General features: G+C 42.1%; 13 protein-coding genes. 10 read left to right on the top strand and 3 right to left on the bottom strand.

Going from position 1 to position 15,931, the window contains the following annotated elements; translation table 11 throughout:
* Positions 1–76: 76 nt before the first annotated feature.
* The 4 genes from RHS_RS00180 (at position 77) to RHS_RS00165 (ending at position 6,692) form a co-directional block, all read left to right on the top strand.
* Positions 77–1,912, top strand: coding sequence for an acetyl-CoA carboxylase carboxyl transferase subunit (locus tag RHS_RS00180; protein ID WP_047832035.1), 1,836 nt, complete (start codon positions 77–79; stop codon positions 1,910–1,912).
* Positions 1,913–1,964: 52 nt separating this feature from the next.
* Positions 1,965–3,020, top strand: a complete 1,056-nt coding sequence (locus RHS_RS00175) for a nitronate monooxygenase family protein (protein ID WP_027294201.1) — start codon at positions 1,965–1,967, stop codon at positions 3,018–3,020.
* A gap of 264 nt (positions 3,021–3,284) precedes the next feature.
* Positions 3,285–4,736 carry a glutamate--tRNA ligase gene (gene gltX, locus RHS_RS00170; protein ID WP_027294200.1) on the top strand — a complete coding sequence of 484 codons (1,452 nt, stop codon included), beginning with the start codon at positions 3,285–3,287 and terminating at the stop codon, positions 4,734–4,736.
* A 111-nt stretch (positions 4,737–4,847) separates the two neighbouring features.
* Positions 4,848–6,692: a UvrD-helicase domain-containing protein gene (locus RHS_RS00165; protein ID WP_047832034.1), complete on the top strand. Its 1,845-nt coding sequence runs from the start codon at positions 4,848–4,850 to the stop codon at positions 6,690–6,692.
* A gap of 89 nt (positions 6,693–6,781) precedes the next feature.
* Here the strand turns inward: RHS_RS00165 and RHS_RS00160 are convergent, their stop codons facing one another.
* Positions 6,782–7,159: a DUF1292 domain-containing protein gene (locus tag RHS_RS00160; protein WP_027294198.1), complete on the bottom strand. Its 378-nt coding sequence runs from the start codon at positions 7,157–7,159 to the stop codon at positions 6,782–6,784.
* 78 nt (positions 7,160–7,237) lie between these two features.
* On the bottom strand, positions 7,238–8,497 hold the full coding sequence (locus RHS_RS00155) for a chloride channel protein (protein WP_027294197.1): 1,260 nt from the start codon (positions 8,495–8,497) through the stop codon (positions 7,238–7,240).
* A 264-nt stretch (positions 8,498–8,761) separates the two neighbouring features.
* On the opposite strand from RHS_RS00155, the gene xth reads away from it, so the two are divergent.
* From xth to RHS_RS00135, 4 genes are read left to right on the top strand one after another with little or no spacing between them, the layout of a single operon-like run.
* Positions 8,762–9,517 (top strand): exodeoxyribonuclease III, encoded by a 756-nt coding sequence (xth, locus tag RHS_RS00150; protein ID WP_027294196.1) that lies wholly within the window; start codon positions 8,762–8,764, stop codon positions 9,515–9,517.
* 15 nt (positions 9,518–9,532) lie between these two features.
* Positions 9,533–11,335 carry an ABC-F family ATP-binding cassette domain-containing protein gene (locus RHS_RS00145; protein WP_047832033.1) on the top strand — a complete coding sequence of 601 codons (1,803 nt, stop codon included), beginning with the start codon at positions 9,533–9,535 and terminating at the stop codon, positions 11,333–11,335.
* Positions 11,336–11,337: 2 nt separating this feature from the next.
* Positions 11,338–13,236 carry an alpha-amylase family glycosyl hydrolase gene (locus RHS_RS00140; protein ID WP_395020855.1) on the top strand — a complete coding sequence of 633 codons (1,899 nt, stop codon included), beginning with the start codon at positions 11,338–11,340 and terminating at the stop codon, positions 13,234–13,236.
* Between the two features lies 1 nt (position 13,237).
* A complete protein-coding gene (locus RHS_RS00135) occupies positions 13,238–13,831 on the top strand; it encodes a DUF5662 family protein (RefSeq protein ID WP_044295961.1) in 594 nt (197 codons plus the stop codon).
* Here the strand turns inward: RHS_RS00135 and RHS_RS00130 are convergent.
* Entirely contained in the window at positions 13,778–14,257 is a 480-nt protein-coding gene (locus RHS_RS00130) for an S-ribosylhomocysteine lyase (protein WP_044295962.1), read from the bottom strand. The two genes, RHS_RS00135 and RHS_RS00130, sit on opposite strands and share 54 nt — an antisense overlap.
* 152 nt (positions 14,258–14,409) lie before the next feature.
* On the opposite strand from RHS_RS00130, the gene trpS reads away from it, so the two are divergent.
* Positions 14,410–15,414 (top strand): tryptophan--tRNA ligase, encoded by a 1,005-nt coding sequence (gene trpS, locus RHS_RS00125; protein ID WP_027294193.1) that lies wholly within the window; start codon positions 14,410–14,412, stop codon positions 15,412–15,414.
* 80 nt (positions 15,415–15,494) lie between these two features.
* The gene (locus RHS_RS00120; protein ID WP_047832032.1) at positions 15,495–15,908 is read left to right on the top strand and encodes a hypothetical protein; all 414 of its coding nucleotides are present in this window, start codon (positions 15,495–15,497) and stop codon (positions 15,906–15,908) included.
* Positions 15,909–15,931: the final 23 nt, after the last annotated feature.

The following is a 15,931-nucleotide window of genomic DNA, read 5'->3' as shown; positions in this document are numbered from 1 at the left end:
TGGAAGCGTACAGATTGATGCAATGAATTTCAAACAACATGCCTGTGATCCTGTTAGAAATTAAGGAGAGTATAAAATGTCGAAGCTTAAGGATATGTTTAAAAAAACTTCCTACATTCCAATCGGACGTTTGGATGAACCTAAGAAGGAAGAAAAACCTTCTGTAGAAGAAGATGCAGCACCCTGCGTACCGGAGGGGCTTTGGGTAAAATGTCCGAAATGCGGTAAATTGCTGTATAAGCAAGATGTAGTAGATAATCATTATGTATGTCCAAAATGCGGCGGTTATTTTCGGATTAAGACGAAGACCAGACTGCGTATGGTTCTGGACCATGGTACTTATGAATCATGGTATACTGATCTGCCACAGCGCAATCCCCTGGATTATCCGGGATATGAGGAAAAATTGGAAGCACAAAGGGATAAAACACATCTGCACGAGGCAGTTACAATCGGTAAAGGCAAAATCTATGGAAAAGATGCCGTAGTCGGTGTCTGTGATGCACGTTTTTTAATGAGCAGCATGGGATATGTAGTAGGGGAGAAAATAACCCGCGCATTTGAACAGGCAATTGACGAAAAATTACCTGTTATCTTATTTTGCTGCTCCGGCGGTGCCAGAATGCAGGAAGGAATTGTTTCTCTGATGCAGATGGCGAAAACTTCGGCTGCCATTAAACGCCATTCCGATGCCGGACTTCTTTATATTCCAGTTCTGACAGATCCCACAACAGGAGGTGTAACTGCCAGTTTTGCAATGTTAGGAGATATCATCCTTGCCGAGCCGGGAGCCCTGATCGGATTTGCAGGTCCAAGGGTAATTGCACAAACCATCGGGCAGAAACTTCCGGAGGGATTCCAAAGAGCAGAGTTCCTGGTGGAAAAAGGTATTATAGACGGTATTGTGGAACGAAGCGATCTTAAACTGCGTTTAGCGATGCTCATTGACATGCATGAGAGCAGAAAAGGCTATGCCTCTTTTGAAAAAACAACTGGAGAACTTGGCACACTTTTATATGGTGCTTCTGACTCTCCCGATACCATTCTATCTTCCGTTGGCAAAGCGGTATCCGAAGGATCTGATTTTGATACGGATATGTCTGCCGGTGAATCATTTGGTGATGGGTATAAAAAATCGGCCTGGGAAAAAGTTCAGATCTCCAGGATGGCAGAACGTCCAACCAGTCTGGATTATATTGAAGCGATCTTTGAACATTTTACCGAATTACATGGGGACAGAAGTTTTAGGGATGACGGCGCAGTAGTTGGCGGTATTGCTTACCTGAACGGACAGCCGGTAACGGTGATTGGTCAGCAAAAGGGGAAAAATACAAAGGACAATATTACCCGGAACTTTGGAATGGTATCTCCGGAAGGTTATCGTAAAGCACTTCGCCTGATGAAGCAGGCTGAGAAATTTCACCGTCCCATTATCAATTTTGTAGACACGCCGGGAGCAGCCTGCGGAATTGAAGCAGAAGAGCGGGGACAGGGTGAAGCAATTGCCCGTAACCTGCTTGAGATGTCGGCCTTAAAGACTCCGGTTCTGAGTATTATGATCGGGGAAGGCGGGAGCGGAGGTGCTCTTGGATTAGCGGTAGCAAATGAAGTGTGGATGATGGAAAATGCCACTTATTCGGTTTTGTCACCGGAAGGTTTTGCATCAATTCTGTGGAAAGACGGAAAACGTGCAAAAGAAGCCTCTGAAATTATGAAAATAACAGCAGAAGACCTGAAGGATCTTGGCATTATTGAGCTTATTATACCGGAGCGGGAACCTGCTATGGTGGAAAATATAGCAGAAATAGCAGTTTATATGAAGAAAAATATCTGCAGATTTCTGGAAGACCAGAATAAATTACAGATAGAGGAATTTGCCAGTCAAAGGTACCAGCGCTTCCGAAATATGTAGCAGACAGTCAACCATATCGCAGGCAAGCCTGCGATATGCATAGGAGGTAAGAATGGAATTAAAACCGTTAAAAATCGGGGATTTAACAGCTAGAATACCGATTATCCAGGGAGGAATGGGCGTAGGCGTCAGCTTGTCAAGGCTGGCTGGAAATGTTGCTGCCTGCGGCGGCGTTGGCATTATCTCTACCGCACAGATTGGCTATCGGGAAGAAGGATTTGAGAGTAATCCGATTGAATCAAATTTAAGGGCAATTGCCAATGAAATTAAAAAGGCACGCCAGATTGCAAAAGATGGGATTGTGGGTGTCAACATTATGGTTGCTACGAAGCGTTATGCTGAGTATGTGAAAGCTGCGGTTAAATCCGGGGTGGATTTAATTATCTCCGGTGCCGGTCTGCCTACCATGCTGCCGGAATTAGTGAAGGATAGTAAGACAAAGATAGCACCCATTGTATCCACCATCAAATCCGCCAGCGTGATCCTGAAGATGTGGGAACGCAAATCAGGGCGACTTCCGGATCTTGTCGTGATTGAAGGACCAAGAGCCGGCGGACATCTGGGGTTCTCACTGGATCAGCTGGAAAACTTTACACCGGAAGTCTATGAAGAAGAAATCAAGGGCATCATAGGTGTCGTAAAAGGATATGCTAAAAAATATGAAACCCATATTCCGGTTGTGGTTGCCGGAGGGATCTATACCAGAGCGGATATCGATCATGCGCTAAAGCTTGGCGCCGATGGTGTACAAATGGGTACCCGATTTGTTACAACCTTCGAATGTGACGCCAGTGACGAATACAAACAGACTTATCTGAATGCATCAAAGGAAGATATTGCAATCGTAAAAAGCCCGGTAGGCATGCCGGGACGGGCAATTATCAACGACTTTATGGAACATCCAAAGCCAGGCATCGGAATTAATGGAAAATGTCTGCAATGTCTGGAAAGATGCAATCCGGCAACCATTCCTTACTGTATTACCCGGGCGCTGATCAATGCAGCAAAAGGAAATACTGAGGATGCATTGCTGTTCTGCGGTGATAATGCGTACCGGGCGGATAAACTGGAACATGTGAAGGATATCATGGATGAATTAACGAAATAAAAATCTGAGGACAGTGACTTAATTGGCACTGTCCCCTTTTATGTTCTGGTAAATATCAGGGATACCATGATTACGCAAAATCCGGTATGCGTTTCATAAGATACAAAAAACATTAAGATAAACATTTTCAGACCCGGGATGACAAAAGAAAATGTCAAAATTTATAATTTAATCGAAAATAATGGTTGTAATAAAAACCACTTTCGGTATATAATGTGACTTAGGCTGTAAATCAGCATTAATATAAGAAGGAGGAGTATTAAAATGAGTAAGGTTAGAACACGTTTTGCACCAAGCCCTACCGGACGTATGCATGTAGGCAACTTAAGAACCGCATTATACGCATATTTAATCGCAAAGCATGACGGCGGCGATTTTATGCTTAGAATAGAGGATACTGACCAGGAACGTTTTATGGAAGGCGCACTGGATATTATTTACCGTACCCTGGCAAAGACAGGTTTAGTTCATGATGAAGGACCGGACAAAGATGGCGGAGTAGGTCCCTATGTACAGAGTGAACGACAGGCACAGGGAATCTACCTGAAATATGCTAAAATGTTAATTGAAAAAGGCGAAGCATATTACTGTTTCTGTGATAAAGAACGCCTGGAATCCTTAAGACAGGAAGTGGCAGGCAAGGAAATCATCGTATATGATAAACACTGCCTGAACCTCCCAAAAGAAGAGATTGAATCCAAATTAGCGGCAGGCATACCTTACGTAATTCGTCAGAATATGCCAAAAGAAGGTACTACGAAGTTTGAAGATGAGATCTATGGAACGATCGAAGTACCAAACTCAGAACTGGATGATATGATTTTGATTAAATCAGACGGATATCCTACCTATAACTTTGCCAATGTTGTAGATGACCATTTAATGGGAATTACACATGTAGTTCGCGGAAATGAATATTTATCTTCCGCACCGAAATATAACCGCCTGTATCAGGCATTTGGCTGGGAAGTACCGGTATATGTACATTGCCCGCTGATTACCAACGAAGAACATAAGAAGTTAAGTAAAAGAAGCGGTCATTCCTCTTATGAAGATTTACTGGAACAGGGATTTTTAAGCGAAGCAATTGTAAACTATGTAGCATTGCTTGGCTGGTGCCCGCAGGACAACCGTGAAATCTTCTCCCTTCCAGAACTAGTGGAAGCGTTCGATTACCGTCATATGAGTAAGTCACCTGCCGTTTTTGATGTCAATAAGTTAAAATGGATGAATGGCGAATATATGAAGGCCATGGATTTTGATGTGTTCTATGAAAAAGCATTGCCATTTATCAAACAGGCGCTTACCAAAGATCTGGATTTAAAAAAGATTGCAGAAATGGTGAAGAGCAGAATTGAAGTTTTTCCGGAAATTCCAGATTTAATTGATTTCTTTGAATCAGTTCCGGAATACGACAGTGCAATGTATACACATAAAAAGATGAAGACAAATGAAGAGACTTCTTTGGCTGTCTTAAAAGATCTTCTTCCTCTTTTGGAAAACCAGGATGACTATAGTAATGATGCTTTATATGCCCTGCTTTCCACTTATGTATCCGAAAAAGGATGTAAAAACGGATATGTTATGTGGCCGGTTCGTACTGCCGTGTCCGGAAAGCAGATGACACCTGCAGGCGCTACGGAGATCATGGAAATCATCGGTAAAGAAGAATCAATTGCCCGCATCAAAGCTGCAATTGAAAAATTGGGTAACTAAGTAAGGGTCATAAATACACCCAGTGGGGGGCGGTGCAACCATGCATCGTCCCTATTAAGGGCTATAAAACTGATTTTAGGCGCATTGAGTGCGCGATTGGAGGAAATACGAATGAGTTTTACTAAGGCTCAGTCGCGGGCGATTACCCACAAAGATGGTCCCATGATCGTGCTCGCCGGACCCGGTTCCGGAAAGACAACCGTTATCACAGAGCGGACAAAATATCTGATTCAGAACTACGGGATTAACCCGATGGAAATACTGGTCATTACTTTTACAAAAGCGGCGGCACAGGAAATGCGGCAGCGTTTTTTACGTTTAATGGAACAGGAACAGACCCAGGTTACTTTTGGAACCTTTCACGCAATATTTTTTGGAATATTAAAACATGCCTATCATTTTACCGGAGAAAATATACTCCGCGAGGATCAGAAGCATCAATATCTAAAAGACATTGTAGGGCGGATGAATCTGGATATCGAAGATGAGGCGGATTTTATCGGAGGCATTATTTCTGAGATCAGTCTCGTAAAAAATGATCAGATCCCATTAGAACACTATTATTCGACGACCTGTTCGGAAAATGCATTCCGTGATATTTATCAAAAATACCAGCAGCGCCTGGAAAGGGAAAACCGCCTGGACTTTGATGATATGCTGGTTTATACTTACCAGCTGTTAAAGGAACGGCCGGATATCCTGCTGGGCTGGCAGAACCGGTACCGTTACATATTGGTGGATGAATTTCAGGATATCAATACGATTCAGTATGAGATCGTCAAGATGCTGGCGGCTCCGGAAAATAACATATTTATTGTAGGCGATGACGATCAGTCAATATACCGGTTCCGTGGTGCGAAACCGGAAATAATGTTGAATTTTCCAAAAGAATTTAAAGATACAAAGACCATACTGCTGGATCAAAACTTCCGATGCACCGGTAATATTGTAAAAGCAGCCGAACTTGTTATCCGGCACAATCAGATGCGCTTTCAGAAGAATATGAAAGAGGTAAAAGAATCTGGTGATAAGATCGAACTCCACACATTTGCAAATCAGCCCCAGGAATGTGCTCATATTATTAAGAAAGTGCAGGAGTATATCAAACAGGATTATCAATACAGCGATATTGCCATCCTGTTTCGGACAAATACCGATGCCCGGCTCTTAGCTGAGAAATTCATGGAATATAATATACCTTTCAAAATGAGGGACAGCATGCCAAATATCTACGATCACTGGATTGCAAAAAATGTGATCAGCTACATTCATCTGGCACTTGGAAGCCGTGAACGCCGGGAATTTCTACAGGTTATGAACCGTCCAAACCGGTATATCGGAAGAGAATGTATAGATGAAGCGCAAGTATCATTGGAAAATCTCAAAAAATATTATGATGATAAGCACTGGGTAGTCGAACGGATCGAACAATTGGAATATCAGCTGAATATTTTAAAAAGGATGAACCCATATGCAGCGATTAATTTTATACGTCATGGAATCGGGTATGAAGCATATTTAAATGAGTATGCAGATTTCAGGAAGATAAAAGCAGAAGATCTCTATGAAGTATTAAATGAAATGCAGGAGGGGGCAAAAGACTTTAAGACATTTGAAGCCTGGTTTGCCCATATTGAAGAATACACAAAGGCTCTGAATGATCAGGCAAAAGAGCAGAATAGGGTATCCAACGCGGTGACCTTTACCACGCTGCACAGCTCCAAAGGCCTGGAATTTGCAAATGTGTTTATTATTGATATAAATGAGGGGATTATTCCCCACAGAAAAGCCATATTGGATGCGGACATGCAGGAAGAACGACGTATGTTCTATGTGGGTATGACAAGAGCAAAAGAACATCTCCATATGTATTCCATACGGGAACGCTATGGGAAGAATCTGATGCCTTCTGTGTTTTTGGAAAATTTGAAGCAGGATGTGAAAACAGCCGGTTGATTACTTAATGAATATCAAAAAATCCCCTGCCGGAATTAAACGGTGGGGGATTTGTGATATACCAAAATATTATTCATTACTGACAAAGATTATTCTTCGTCTTCTTCCTCTTCAGCATCTACTATTTCATCATATTCCTGGCCATCCAGAAACTCATCAAATGCATCAGCTGCAGCTTCATATTCATCATCGTCTTCAATATTCTCTAACATTGGATTTCCATTTTCTTCAGAGAAGCGATATAAGAAAACTTCTCCCTCTTCGTTTTCACCCTCTTCATTTAATGGAAGAAGGGCAATATATTCTTTGTCACCAGCCGGGAAGATTGTTAATACCGCACATTCGACAACGTCGCCATTATCCATAGTAAGAGTTACGGTAGCACCTTCTTCATGGTCGTGGTCACATCCGCATCCACAGGAATCACAGCCGCCACTGCAGTCTAAATCGTGTTCATGTTCGCTCATAGTAAGTACCTCGCTTTAAATGTTATTATTTAGTATCTCCCCATCACTTTATCAGATGTGCCATAGAATTGCAAGCCTTTATTTTGTCTGTTTGTTAATAAATTGCGGATGCAGTTTTGAATACATGATTCTTTGGGCACTGTAGATACCGTAGTAGCCGGAGAGCATATAACTAACCCCGCAGGCAATACAGAACAACAGCAGATTGGAAGAGCCAAAAAGCTCGATACTAAGGAGAATCGATGCAATCGGACAATTAATGACCCCGCAGAATAAAGATACCAGACCGATTGCCGCAGCAAGACCCGGATCCATCCCAAGCAGACTTCCGACCGTGGCTCCCAAAGTAGCTCCAATGCAGAAAGAAGGAACAATTTCCCCGCCTTTAAAACCGGCACCAAGTGTTACTGCTGTAAAGATCATTTTTAATAAAAATGCTTCCGGTCTGGCTTCTCCGTTCATCGCCTTATAGATTAACTCCATACCGGTACCATTATAATCACGGCTTCCCACAAGGAGCGTTAATCCAACCACCAGGCAGCCGCCCACAAAAAACCGCAAATACATATTCTTCAGGAATTTCTGGTAAAGTTCTCCTGCTTTATGCATGATAATGCAAAAAATCATGCTTACCAGAGCGCAGACAGCCGCCAGCACAATAATTTTTCCACCCAGCGCAAGTCCGAATGCATGCTGAAGCGGTACGGAAAATGTCGTAGGTTCTACACCCAGATACGAAGCCAGATGGTTGGCAATAATTGCAGAGATCAGACACGGCACAAATGCGCTGTAATGAATGATACCCACACTGATGACTTCCATGCAGAAGAAAGCCGCAGTTATCGGTGTTGAAAAGACGGCAGAGAAGAGAGCACTCATACCGCACATCGTAATCAGATGGCGGTCTTTCTCATTTAAATGGATGAAATGACCAAACCAGGTACCGATACTGCCCCCAATCTGAAGAGCTGCCCCTTCTCGGCCGGAAGAACCGCCGCACAGGTGGGTAAGCGCAGTACCGATAAATATCAGGGGCGCAAGTCTGGCAGGTGCTTCCTGGGACGTTCGAATGGATTGCAGGATACTGTTGGTACCCTTATCGTTTTCCATTTTACAGATTTTGTACAGAAATCCTATGAGCAGGCCGGAAACCGGCAGCAGATAAAGCAGCCAGGTATGAACAGACAAAAGATCCGATGCATAGTGAACACTGAAATGAAATGCGGTACCAATTGCTCCGCAGATCACCCCCATCAATATTGCACACAGAACCCACTTAAAGAAAATGAATGTGAAATCCATAGAGTAACGCAGATGAATCTTGAATTTACTTCTCATGATTATGTAATCAACCTCTAATCTTTATATAATTTCTCTTTCTTTTAGTTTAGTGTAACCAGACACAAAATGCAAGGCTGAATTGGGATTGGATTTTATTCAGTACATGATTAAAGTGCCGTTGAATCATACACAGCCCGCGTTTCTGTGCACAAACGACCTTTACTTTTACGATTCGGTATATTATAATCAATCTATCTATGTGAATAGACGAAAGTGAAAGGGCTTATTGCAGGTGAGCCTGTAATATGCAAAGGTAATAATATGAAATTAATATCATGGAATGTAAATGGACTGCGTGCCTGCGTCCAAAAAGGGTTTTTAGATTTCTTTCGGGATATAGATGCTGATATTTTCTGTATTCAGGAAAGTAAGCTGCAGGCAGGGCAGATAGATCTGGATTTAGAAGGTTATCACCAGTATTGGAATTATGCAGTAAAGAAGGGATATTCCGGAACTGCGGTGTTTACGAAAGAGGAGCCTGTCAGTGTCAGTTATGGTATCGGCATGGAAGAACACGACCAGGAAGGCCGGGTAATCACTCTGGAATTCAAAGATTTTTACCTGATAACGGTATATACGCCTAATTCTCAGAACGAATTAGCGAGACTGCCTTACCGGATGCAGTGGGAAGATGATTTTCTTAAATATCTGAAGAAACTGGAAGAGAGCAAACCAGTGATTTTCTGTGGAGACTTAAATGTGGCTCATGAAGAAATTGATTTGAAGAATCCGAAAACCAACCGCAAAAATGCGGGATTTACAGATGAAGAACGAGAAAAATTCACACAGGTGGTTCGCTCCGGCTTTATCGATTCCTACCGCCATTTTTATCCGGATCAGGAAGGTATATACTCCTGGTGGTCTTACCGTTTTAAAGCCAGAGAAAAGAATGCAGGGTGGAGAATTGACTATTTCTGTGTTTCCGACTCTTTGAAGGACAAGCTGGAAGATGCAAAGATCCATACGGAAATATTCGGCTCCGACCATTGCCCGGTAGAATTAGACATTGATTTGTAGAATAGGAATGAACTTATGAATTTATTGACGATAGAAAATCTGACACACGCTTTTACAGAACGGAAATTATTTGATCAGGCTGATTTTAGTATTAACGATGGTGATAAAGTCGGTCTGATCGGAATTAATGGAACAGGTAAGTCTACGCTGCTGAAAATAGCAGCGGGACTTGAGATTCCCGATTCCGGCAAGGTAACCAAAGGAAATCAGGTTACCATACGTTTTTTGTCCCAGAATCCTGAATTTAATGAGGATATGACTGCTCTTGAAGCAGTTATGCATCTAAATAAGACAAAATTAAATGAATGGTCTTTAGAGAGTGAAGCAAAGTCCATGCTGAATAAGCTGGAAATAGAAGATTTCAATCAGAAGATCAGCCAATTGTCCGGCGGACAGAAAAAGAGAGTGGCTTTGGCGAATATACTGCTTGCCACAGCTGAAATTCTGATACTTGATGAGCCTACCAACCATCTGGACAATGCCATGTCTGAATGGCTGGAGGAATATCTGAACCAGTTCCGGGGCGCACTGATTATGGTTACTCATGACCGTTATTTTCTGGATCGTGTATCGAACCGTATTGTTGAAATCGATAAAGGGCAGATTTACAATTACCCCGGAAATTATTCTGAATTTGTCCGTTTAAAAGAGGCCAGGCAGAATATGGAAGTTGCAACAGAGCGCAAGCGGCAGAGTATCTTAAAAACAGAGCTGGAATGGCTTGCCAGAGGTGCCAGGGCACGTTCTACTAAACAAAAAGCCCATATTGCCAGAATTGAGGAAATGAAGGAACGAAGATGTCCCCAAGAAGATCTGTCTGTTGAAATGAACTCCATCTCCACCAGGCTTGGACGAAAAACAATAGAAGTAACCGGACTGTCAAAGTCTTATGGCGAAAAAGTACTGTTCAGAGACTACTCATATATATTTTTAAAAGGCGAGCGTATTGGTATCATTGGTCCAAATGGATGTGGAAAAAGTACTCTGCTTAAGATTATAAACGGTATTACAGAACCGGACTGTGGAACCATTGATATTGGACAAACTGTGAAGATCGGTTATTTTTCACAGGAAAGTGAAGCAATGGATGATTCTATGAAAGTCATTGATTACATCAGAGAGGCTGGCGAGTACGTTCAGACTACGGAGGGCACGATAACTGCGTCCCAGATGCTGGAGCGGTTTCTATTTGACGGGACTATGCAGTGGAATCTCATCGGCAAATTGTCCGGTGGTGAGAAACGGCGTCTGTTTCTTCTGAGAATTCTGATGACGGCTCCAAATGTTTTAATTCTGGATGAGCCCACAAATGATCTGGATATACAGACTCTGACGATTCTGGAAGATTATCTGGACAGTTTTGACGGAATTGTAATTACGGTTTCCCATGACCGCTATTTTCTGGACCGGGTAGTGCGCAGGATTTTTGCATTTGAAGGAAATGGAGTCATACAGCAGTATGAAGGCGGATATTCTGATTACCTTATTGCATGGGAACTGCGGAATCCATCCGGAGATAATCAATCCTCCGGAATTCAAAAAGAAACTAAAAATGTTAAAATAAAAGACAAGAAATTAAAGTTTACCTATCAGGAACAAAAGGATTTTGAAACAATTGATGAAGATATAGAAAAGCTAGAGGAACAGCTGAAACATCTGGAAGAGGAAATGCTGGAAGCGGCCAGTAATTATGGGAAACTAGGCGAATTGATGCAGCAAAAGGAAGATCTTTCCGGTAAACTGGATGAAAAAATGCAGCGCTGGGAATACCTGAATGACTTGGCAGAACGGATAGAACAGGAAAGGGCAGGTAATTAATTGTGGAAGAAGAGAAGCTGGAGATTGATTTGGTAGTCAAAAAAGGAAATTATCAAAGGTTAGGTGTTACAAAAGAGGAAGATGGAATCAACTTTGCCGTGGCAGTAGCGGGCAGCCATGAAGTGAAATTAGTGCTTTATAAAAAAGGATCTCCCCACATTGCCCAGGAGATCCCATTTCCAAAAGAACATCTGATTGGCGATATCTTAGCCATAAAAGTTTGTGGTCTGCGCTGGAGTGAATATGAATACAATTACTGGTCTGACGGACAGATTTTTCAGGATCCTTATGCCCAGCTGATTGTCGGCCGTGAGCATTTTGGTGAGGCGGTATCACTGGAAGACGGTGACACCATCCGCTGTGGCTTTGCTTTTGAAACATATGACTGGATGGAAGATACCAATCCGCAGATACCATATCAGGAAATTATTTCTTACCAGCTTCATGTGCGGGGCTTTACCAGACATAATGGTTCTAAGGTCCGCCACAAAGGAACATTTCTGGGGTTACAGGAAAAAATACCTTATCTCAGGGAGCTTGGCATAAATCAGGTAAAGCTCATGCCGGCATATGAATTTGATGAAATCAAAAAACTGCATGCACAAATGAGTATGTCCTATGAGATGAGGCAGGAGGAGATGCCCCGGGTGAATTATTGGGGATATGAAGCCGGTAATTACTTTGCGCCCAAGAAATCATATGGGGCATCAAAAGATGTAATCCGTGAATTCAAAGATCTTGTGCGTACAATGCACGCAAATGGTATGGAAGTGATTATGGAATTTTACTTTCCAAATCAGATCAATTCCCGATTAATTATGGACTGTCTCACATTCTGGGTAACCAATTACCATATTGATGGATTCCATATACTGGCAGATCAGGTTCTTTGCAATATGCTGGCAAAAGATCCGTTATTATCCAGGACAAAAATCATGGCAGTCTATTTTCCGACCGAGGAGTTTTACAGTGAACCCCCATTTCCGGAATATGAAAATCTGGCTGAATGTAATGATGGGTTCCTGATTGATATCCGCAGATTTTTAAAGGGAGATGAAGACCAGCTTAATCAGTTTACATACCGCATACGCAGAAATCCTGCCGGGCGGGGAATCATAAATTATATCACCAACCACGATGGATTTACACTGATGGATCTGGTTTCCTATGACGAAAAGCACAATGAGGCAAACGGAGAACAAAACCGGGACGGATCCAGTTACAACTATAGCTGGAACTGCGGTGTGGAGGGCAAAAGCAGAAAGAAAAAGATTCTGGACCTTCGCATGAAGCAGATTAGAAATGCATTTCTCCTGCTGCTGCTGAGCCAGGGAACACCCATGCTTCTGGCAGGCGATGAAATCGGTAATTCCCAGGAGGGTAATAACAATCCTTACTGCCAGGACAATGAAATTTCCTGGGTTGACTGGAATCTGAATAAGAAAAACCAGGAAATATTACAGTTCGTAAAGGATGTTATTGCATTTCGGAAACGACATAAAATTTTACATATGCCATATGAATTAAGAGTGATGGATACGGTTTCCTGCGGTTATCCGGATGTATCTTATCATGGCAGCAGAGCCTGGTATGGGGCATTTGAGCATACGAACCGCCAGGTCGGTGTAATGTACTGCGGATTCTATGCCGGTGAGGACATTTTCCTCTATACTGCATATAATATGCATTGGGTGGAGCATGAATTTGCCCTGCCGCATCTTCCTGAAAATTTGGACTGGTATACAGCAATTGATACCGGGAAAAGCGATGGAAACTGTGTATACGAAGAGGGCAGCGAGCCTCTTTTAGAAGTTCAGAATATCTTCACGGTTTTACCAAGAACAATCGTTGTCCTGATCGGAAGAGCAAAAGAGAAAGACAAAAAAACAACGAGGTGTTGACATGAAAGCTTTGGCGCATTTTAGAACTATTACGAAGCATAAATTTCTGGTAATGAAGCATTGTTTCCGGATCGGCCTTTATAAACAGGGGCTGCTGCATGACATGTCTAAGTATTTACCTTCCGAATTTCTGATCGGATGCAAGTATTATCAGGGTACAAGAAGTCCCAATAATGCGGAACGTGAAGTAAAAGGATATTCCGCTGCATGGCTCCATCATAAAGGCAGAAACAAGCATCATTTTGAGTACTGGACCGACTATAGCCTGGAACAGAAAGGCGCTGCCTTGGTTGGTGTGAAAATGCCAAGAAAATATGTGGCGGAAATGCTGATGGACCGGATAGCAGCCTCGAAAGTATACAATGGAAGTAAATATACCGATCATGACCCGCTGGCTTATTACCAAAACGGAAAGACACACTACCTGCTTCATCCAGAAACAGCCGATCAGCTGGAAAAGCTGCTGCATGTCCTGGATAAGCATGGTGAAGATGTGTTATTTGATTTTGTAAAAAACAGATATCTGAAGAAAAGGTGCGGTTTAGACCGGATACACAAGCCTGTCCGGTGTGATGCGGTAAAGCACCTCATTTAAATATTTATCTGCGAGATAATTTGCCATTCCAAGATTCATATCCAGATAATTTCCACAGTCCCTGGCAGATGCGCCGGGGACTTCATCTTTAAAGTCTCTGATGAATTCAAATAATCCAATCATCAATTCGACGATATCTTTCGATTCAAAATCCCCATGTAACAGAAGATAAAATCCGGTGCGGCAGCCCATAGGACCAAAATAAATGACCTTATTCCCCATTTCTTCGTTGTTGCGAAGCCAGGTTGCAGCCAGATGTTCGATGGCATGCATTTCTGCGGTATTCATGACCGGTTCTCCGTTTGGTTTCGTCATGCGAAGGTCAAAAGTGGTTATTACTTCACTGCCCACATGATCTTTTCGTGATACGTATACCCCGGGTAACAGCTTGATATGGTCTATGGTGAAGCTTGTTATTTTTTCCATATAGTACACTCCTTTCTGTTTCGGGTACAGACTGATTCCCAGCCACCCTGTATTTCTCCTTTATTTTATCAAAGATTGTGTATGGATACAACCTTGACTTTCATAGTTTCAGGTGATAAACTTTAACCAAAGTAAATGGAGGAAATTTAGACATGATTAATGACAAAAAAGTTTTATTCAGCGGTATGCAGGCAACCGGTACATTGACTTTGGGCAATTATCTGGGCGCTTTAAAAAATTGGGTTACTTTAAGTGATGAGTATGAGTGCTTCTATAGTGTTGTAGATCTTCATTCCATCACCGTTCGTCAGGATCCGGCTACACTTCGCAAGAGAGCCAGGGCGCTTCTGACCTTATATATTGCAGCAGGACTTGATCCTGAAAAAAACTGCATCTATTACCAGTCACATGTTTCCGGACATGCGGAACTCAGCTGGATCTTAAACTGCTATACTTATATGGGCGAACTCAGCCGTATGACACAGTTTAAAGATAAATCAGCCAAACATGCAGATAATATCAATGCCGGACTCTTTACATATCCGACACTTATGGCAGCAGATATCCTTTTATTCCAGACCGACCTGGTTCCGGTAGGAATCGACCAGATGCAGCATCTGGAGCTGACCCGTGACATTGCACAGCGTTTTAACGGAATTTATGGAGATGTTTTTACCGTTCCGGAAGCTTATATCGGAAAAACCGGTGCAAAAATTATGAGTCTCCAGGATCCGGCGAAGAAGATGTCAAAATCCGATGAAAATCCCAACGGAAGTATTTATCTGATGGATGATCCTGACACCATAATGCGAAAATGCAAACGTGCCGTAACGGATTCAGAAGCAACTATTTTGTATCGTGATGAGCAGCCGGGAATTAAAAATCTTCTGGATATCTATTGTGCCTGTATGGGCAAGACACCGGACGAAGCAGTGAAGGAATTTGACGGACTGGGCTATGGCGCATTCAAAGAAGCCATTGGCGAGGCTGTTATTTCCGTTTTAAAACCGGTACAGGACCGTGTAGCCGAGTTAAACAAAGACAAAGGTTATATTGACGGTATAATCAAAACAAACGCTGAAAAGGCAAATTATTACGCTACGAAGACTCTTCGTAAGGTACAGCGTAAGGTAGGATTTCCGGATCGGATTAAATAAAGTTATTAGGAAGGGGAAATAATCCCCTTCTCAGACTATAGCCACATTTGTCGCAGCAAGTAGCAAAGAAGGGGATTGTAATGGAAATAAATAATAAGAAAAATCATTTCTCTCGTATTAGAGTCTCTTTCATTATGCTTCTTTTTGCTATGTGCTTAACTATGAATGTGTTTTTTTGCAGTACTTATAATCTTAATGAATTATTAGATACGGCAACTGTAATTGAAACGTGGGCAATTTCAGAAAGTATCGTTACCAATGAAGACGGTTATAATACTACCTGCTTTAAGGCTTCATTTTTGAACAAAAATAATTCTTATAATGAACCTGGAACCAAGAATATATGCTCAATACTCATGATAGCAGCTATCCCAAAAGGAATCAGCCTGCTTCTTTTTCTTATTATAGTTTTTCTTTTTTTCTTCTTGACCTTATTTATATTATTGCCTGATGAATGGTCATTAATTAATCAGAAGGTACGTCTGGACAATTGAATCAAATCCTTTTCAAATCATTG

Origin of the sequence: Robinsoniella sp. RHS, assembly GCF_001029355.1 — a bacterium.
In the GTDB taxonomy this organism is placed as follows: domain Bacteria; phylum Bacillota; class Clostridia; order Lachnospirales; family Lachnospiraceae; genus Robinsoniella; species Robinsoniella peoriensis.
Note: the sequence above shows the minus strand (reverse complement) of the source record. Positions and strands in the feature narration are given on the sequence as shown.

Excerpts from the sequence above, each read along its gene's own strand:
- RHS_RS00180 (WP_047832035.1), top strand. The coding sequence starts at position 77 with ATGTCGAAGCTTAAGGATATGTTTAAAAAAACTTCCTACATTCCAATC.
- RHS_RS00175 (WP_027294201.1), top strand. The coding sequence starts at position 1,965 with ATGGAATTAAAACCGTTAAAAATCGGGGATTTAACAGCTAGAATACCG.
- gltX (WP_027294200.1), top strand. The coding sequence starts at position 3,285 with ATGAGTAAGGTTAGAACACGTTTTGCACCAAGCCCTACCGGACGTATG.
- RHS_RS00165 (WP_047832034.1), top strand. The coding sequence starts at position 4,848 with ATGAGTTTTACTAAGGCTCAGTCGCGGGCGATTACCCACAAAGATGGT.
- RHS_RS00160 (WP_027294198.1), bottom strand. The coding sequence starts at position 7,159 with ATGAGCGAACATGAACACGATTTAGACTGCAGTGGCGGCTGTGATTCC.
- RHS_RS00155 (WP_027294197.1), bottom strand. The coding sequence starts at position 8,497 with ATGAGAAGTAAATTCAAGATTCATCTGCGTTACTCTATGGATTTCACA.
- xth (WP_027294196.1), top strand. The coding sequence starts at position 8,762 with ATGAAATTAATATCATGGAATGTAAATGGACTGCGTGCCTGCGTCCAA.
- RHS_RS00145 (WP_047832033.1), top strand. The coding sequence starts at position 9,533 with ATGAATTTATTGACGATAGAAAATCTGACACACGCTTTTACAGAACGG.
- RHS_RS00135 (WP_044295961.1), top strand. The coding sequence starts at position 13,238 with ATGAAAGCTTTGGCGCATTTTAGAACTATTACGAAGCATAAATTTCTG.
- RHS_RS00130 (WP_044295962.1), bottom strand. The coding sequence starts at position 14,257 with ATGGAAAAAATAACAAGCTTCACCATAGACCATATCAAGCTGTTACCC.
- trpS (WP_027294193.1), top strand. The coding sequence starts at position 14,410 with ATGATTAATGACAAAAAAGTTTTATTCAGCGGTATGCAGGCAACCGGT.
- RHS_RS00120 (WP_047832032.1), top strand. The coding sequence starts at position 15,495 with ATGGAAATAAATAATAAGAAAAATCATTTCTCTCGTATTAGAGTCTCT.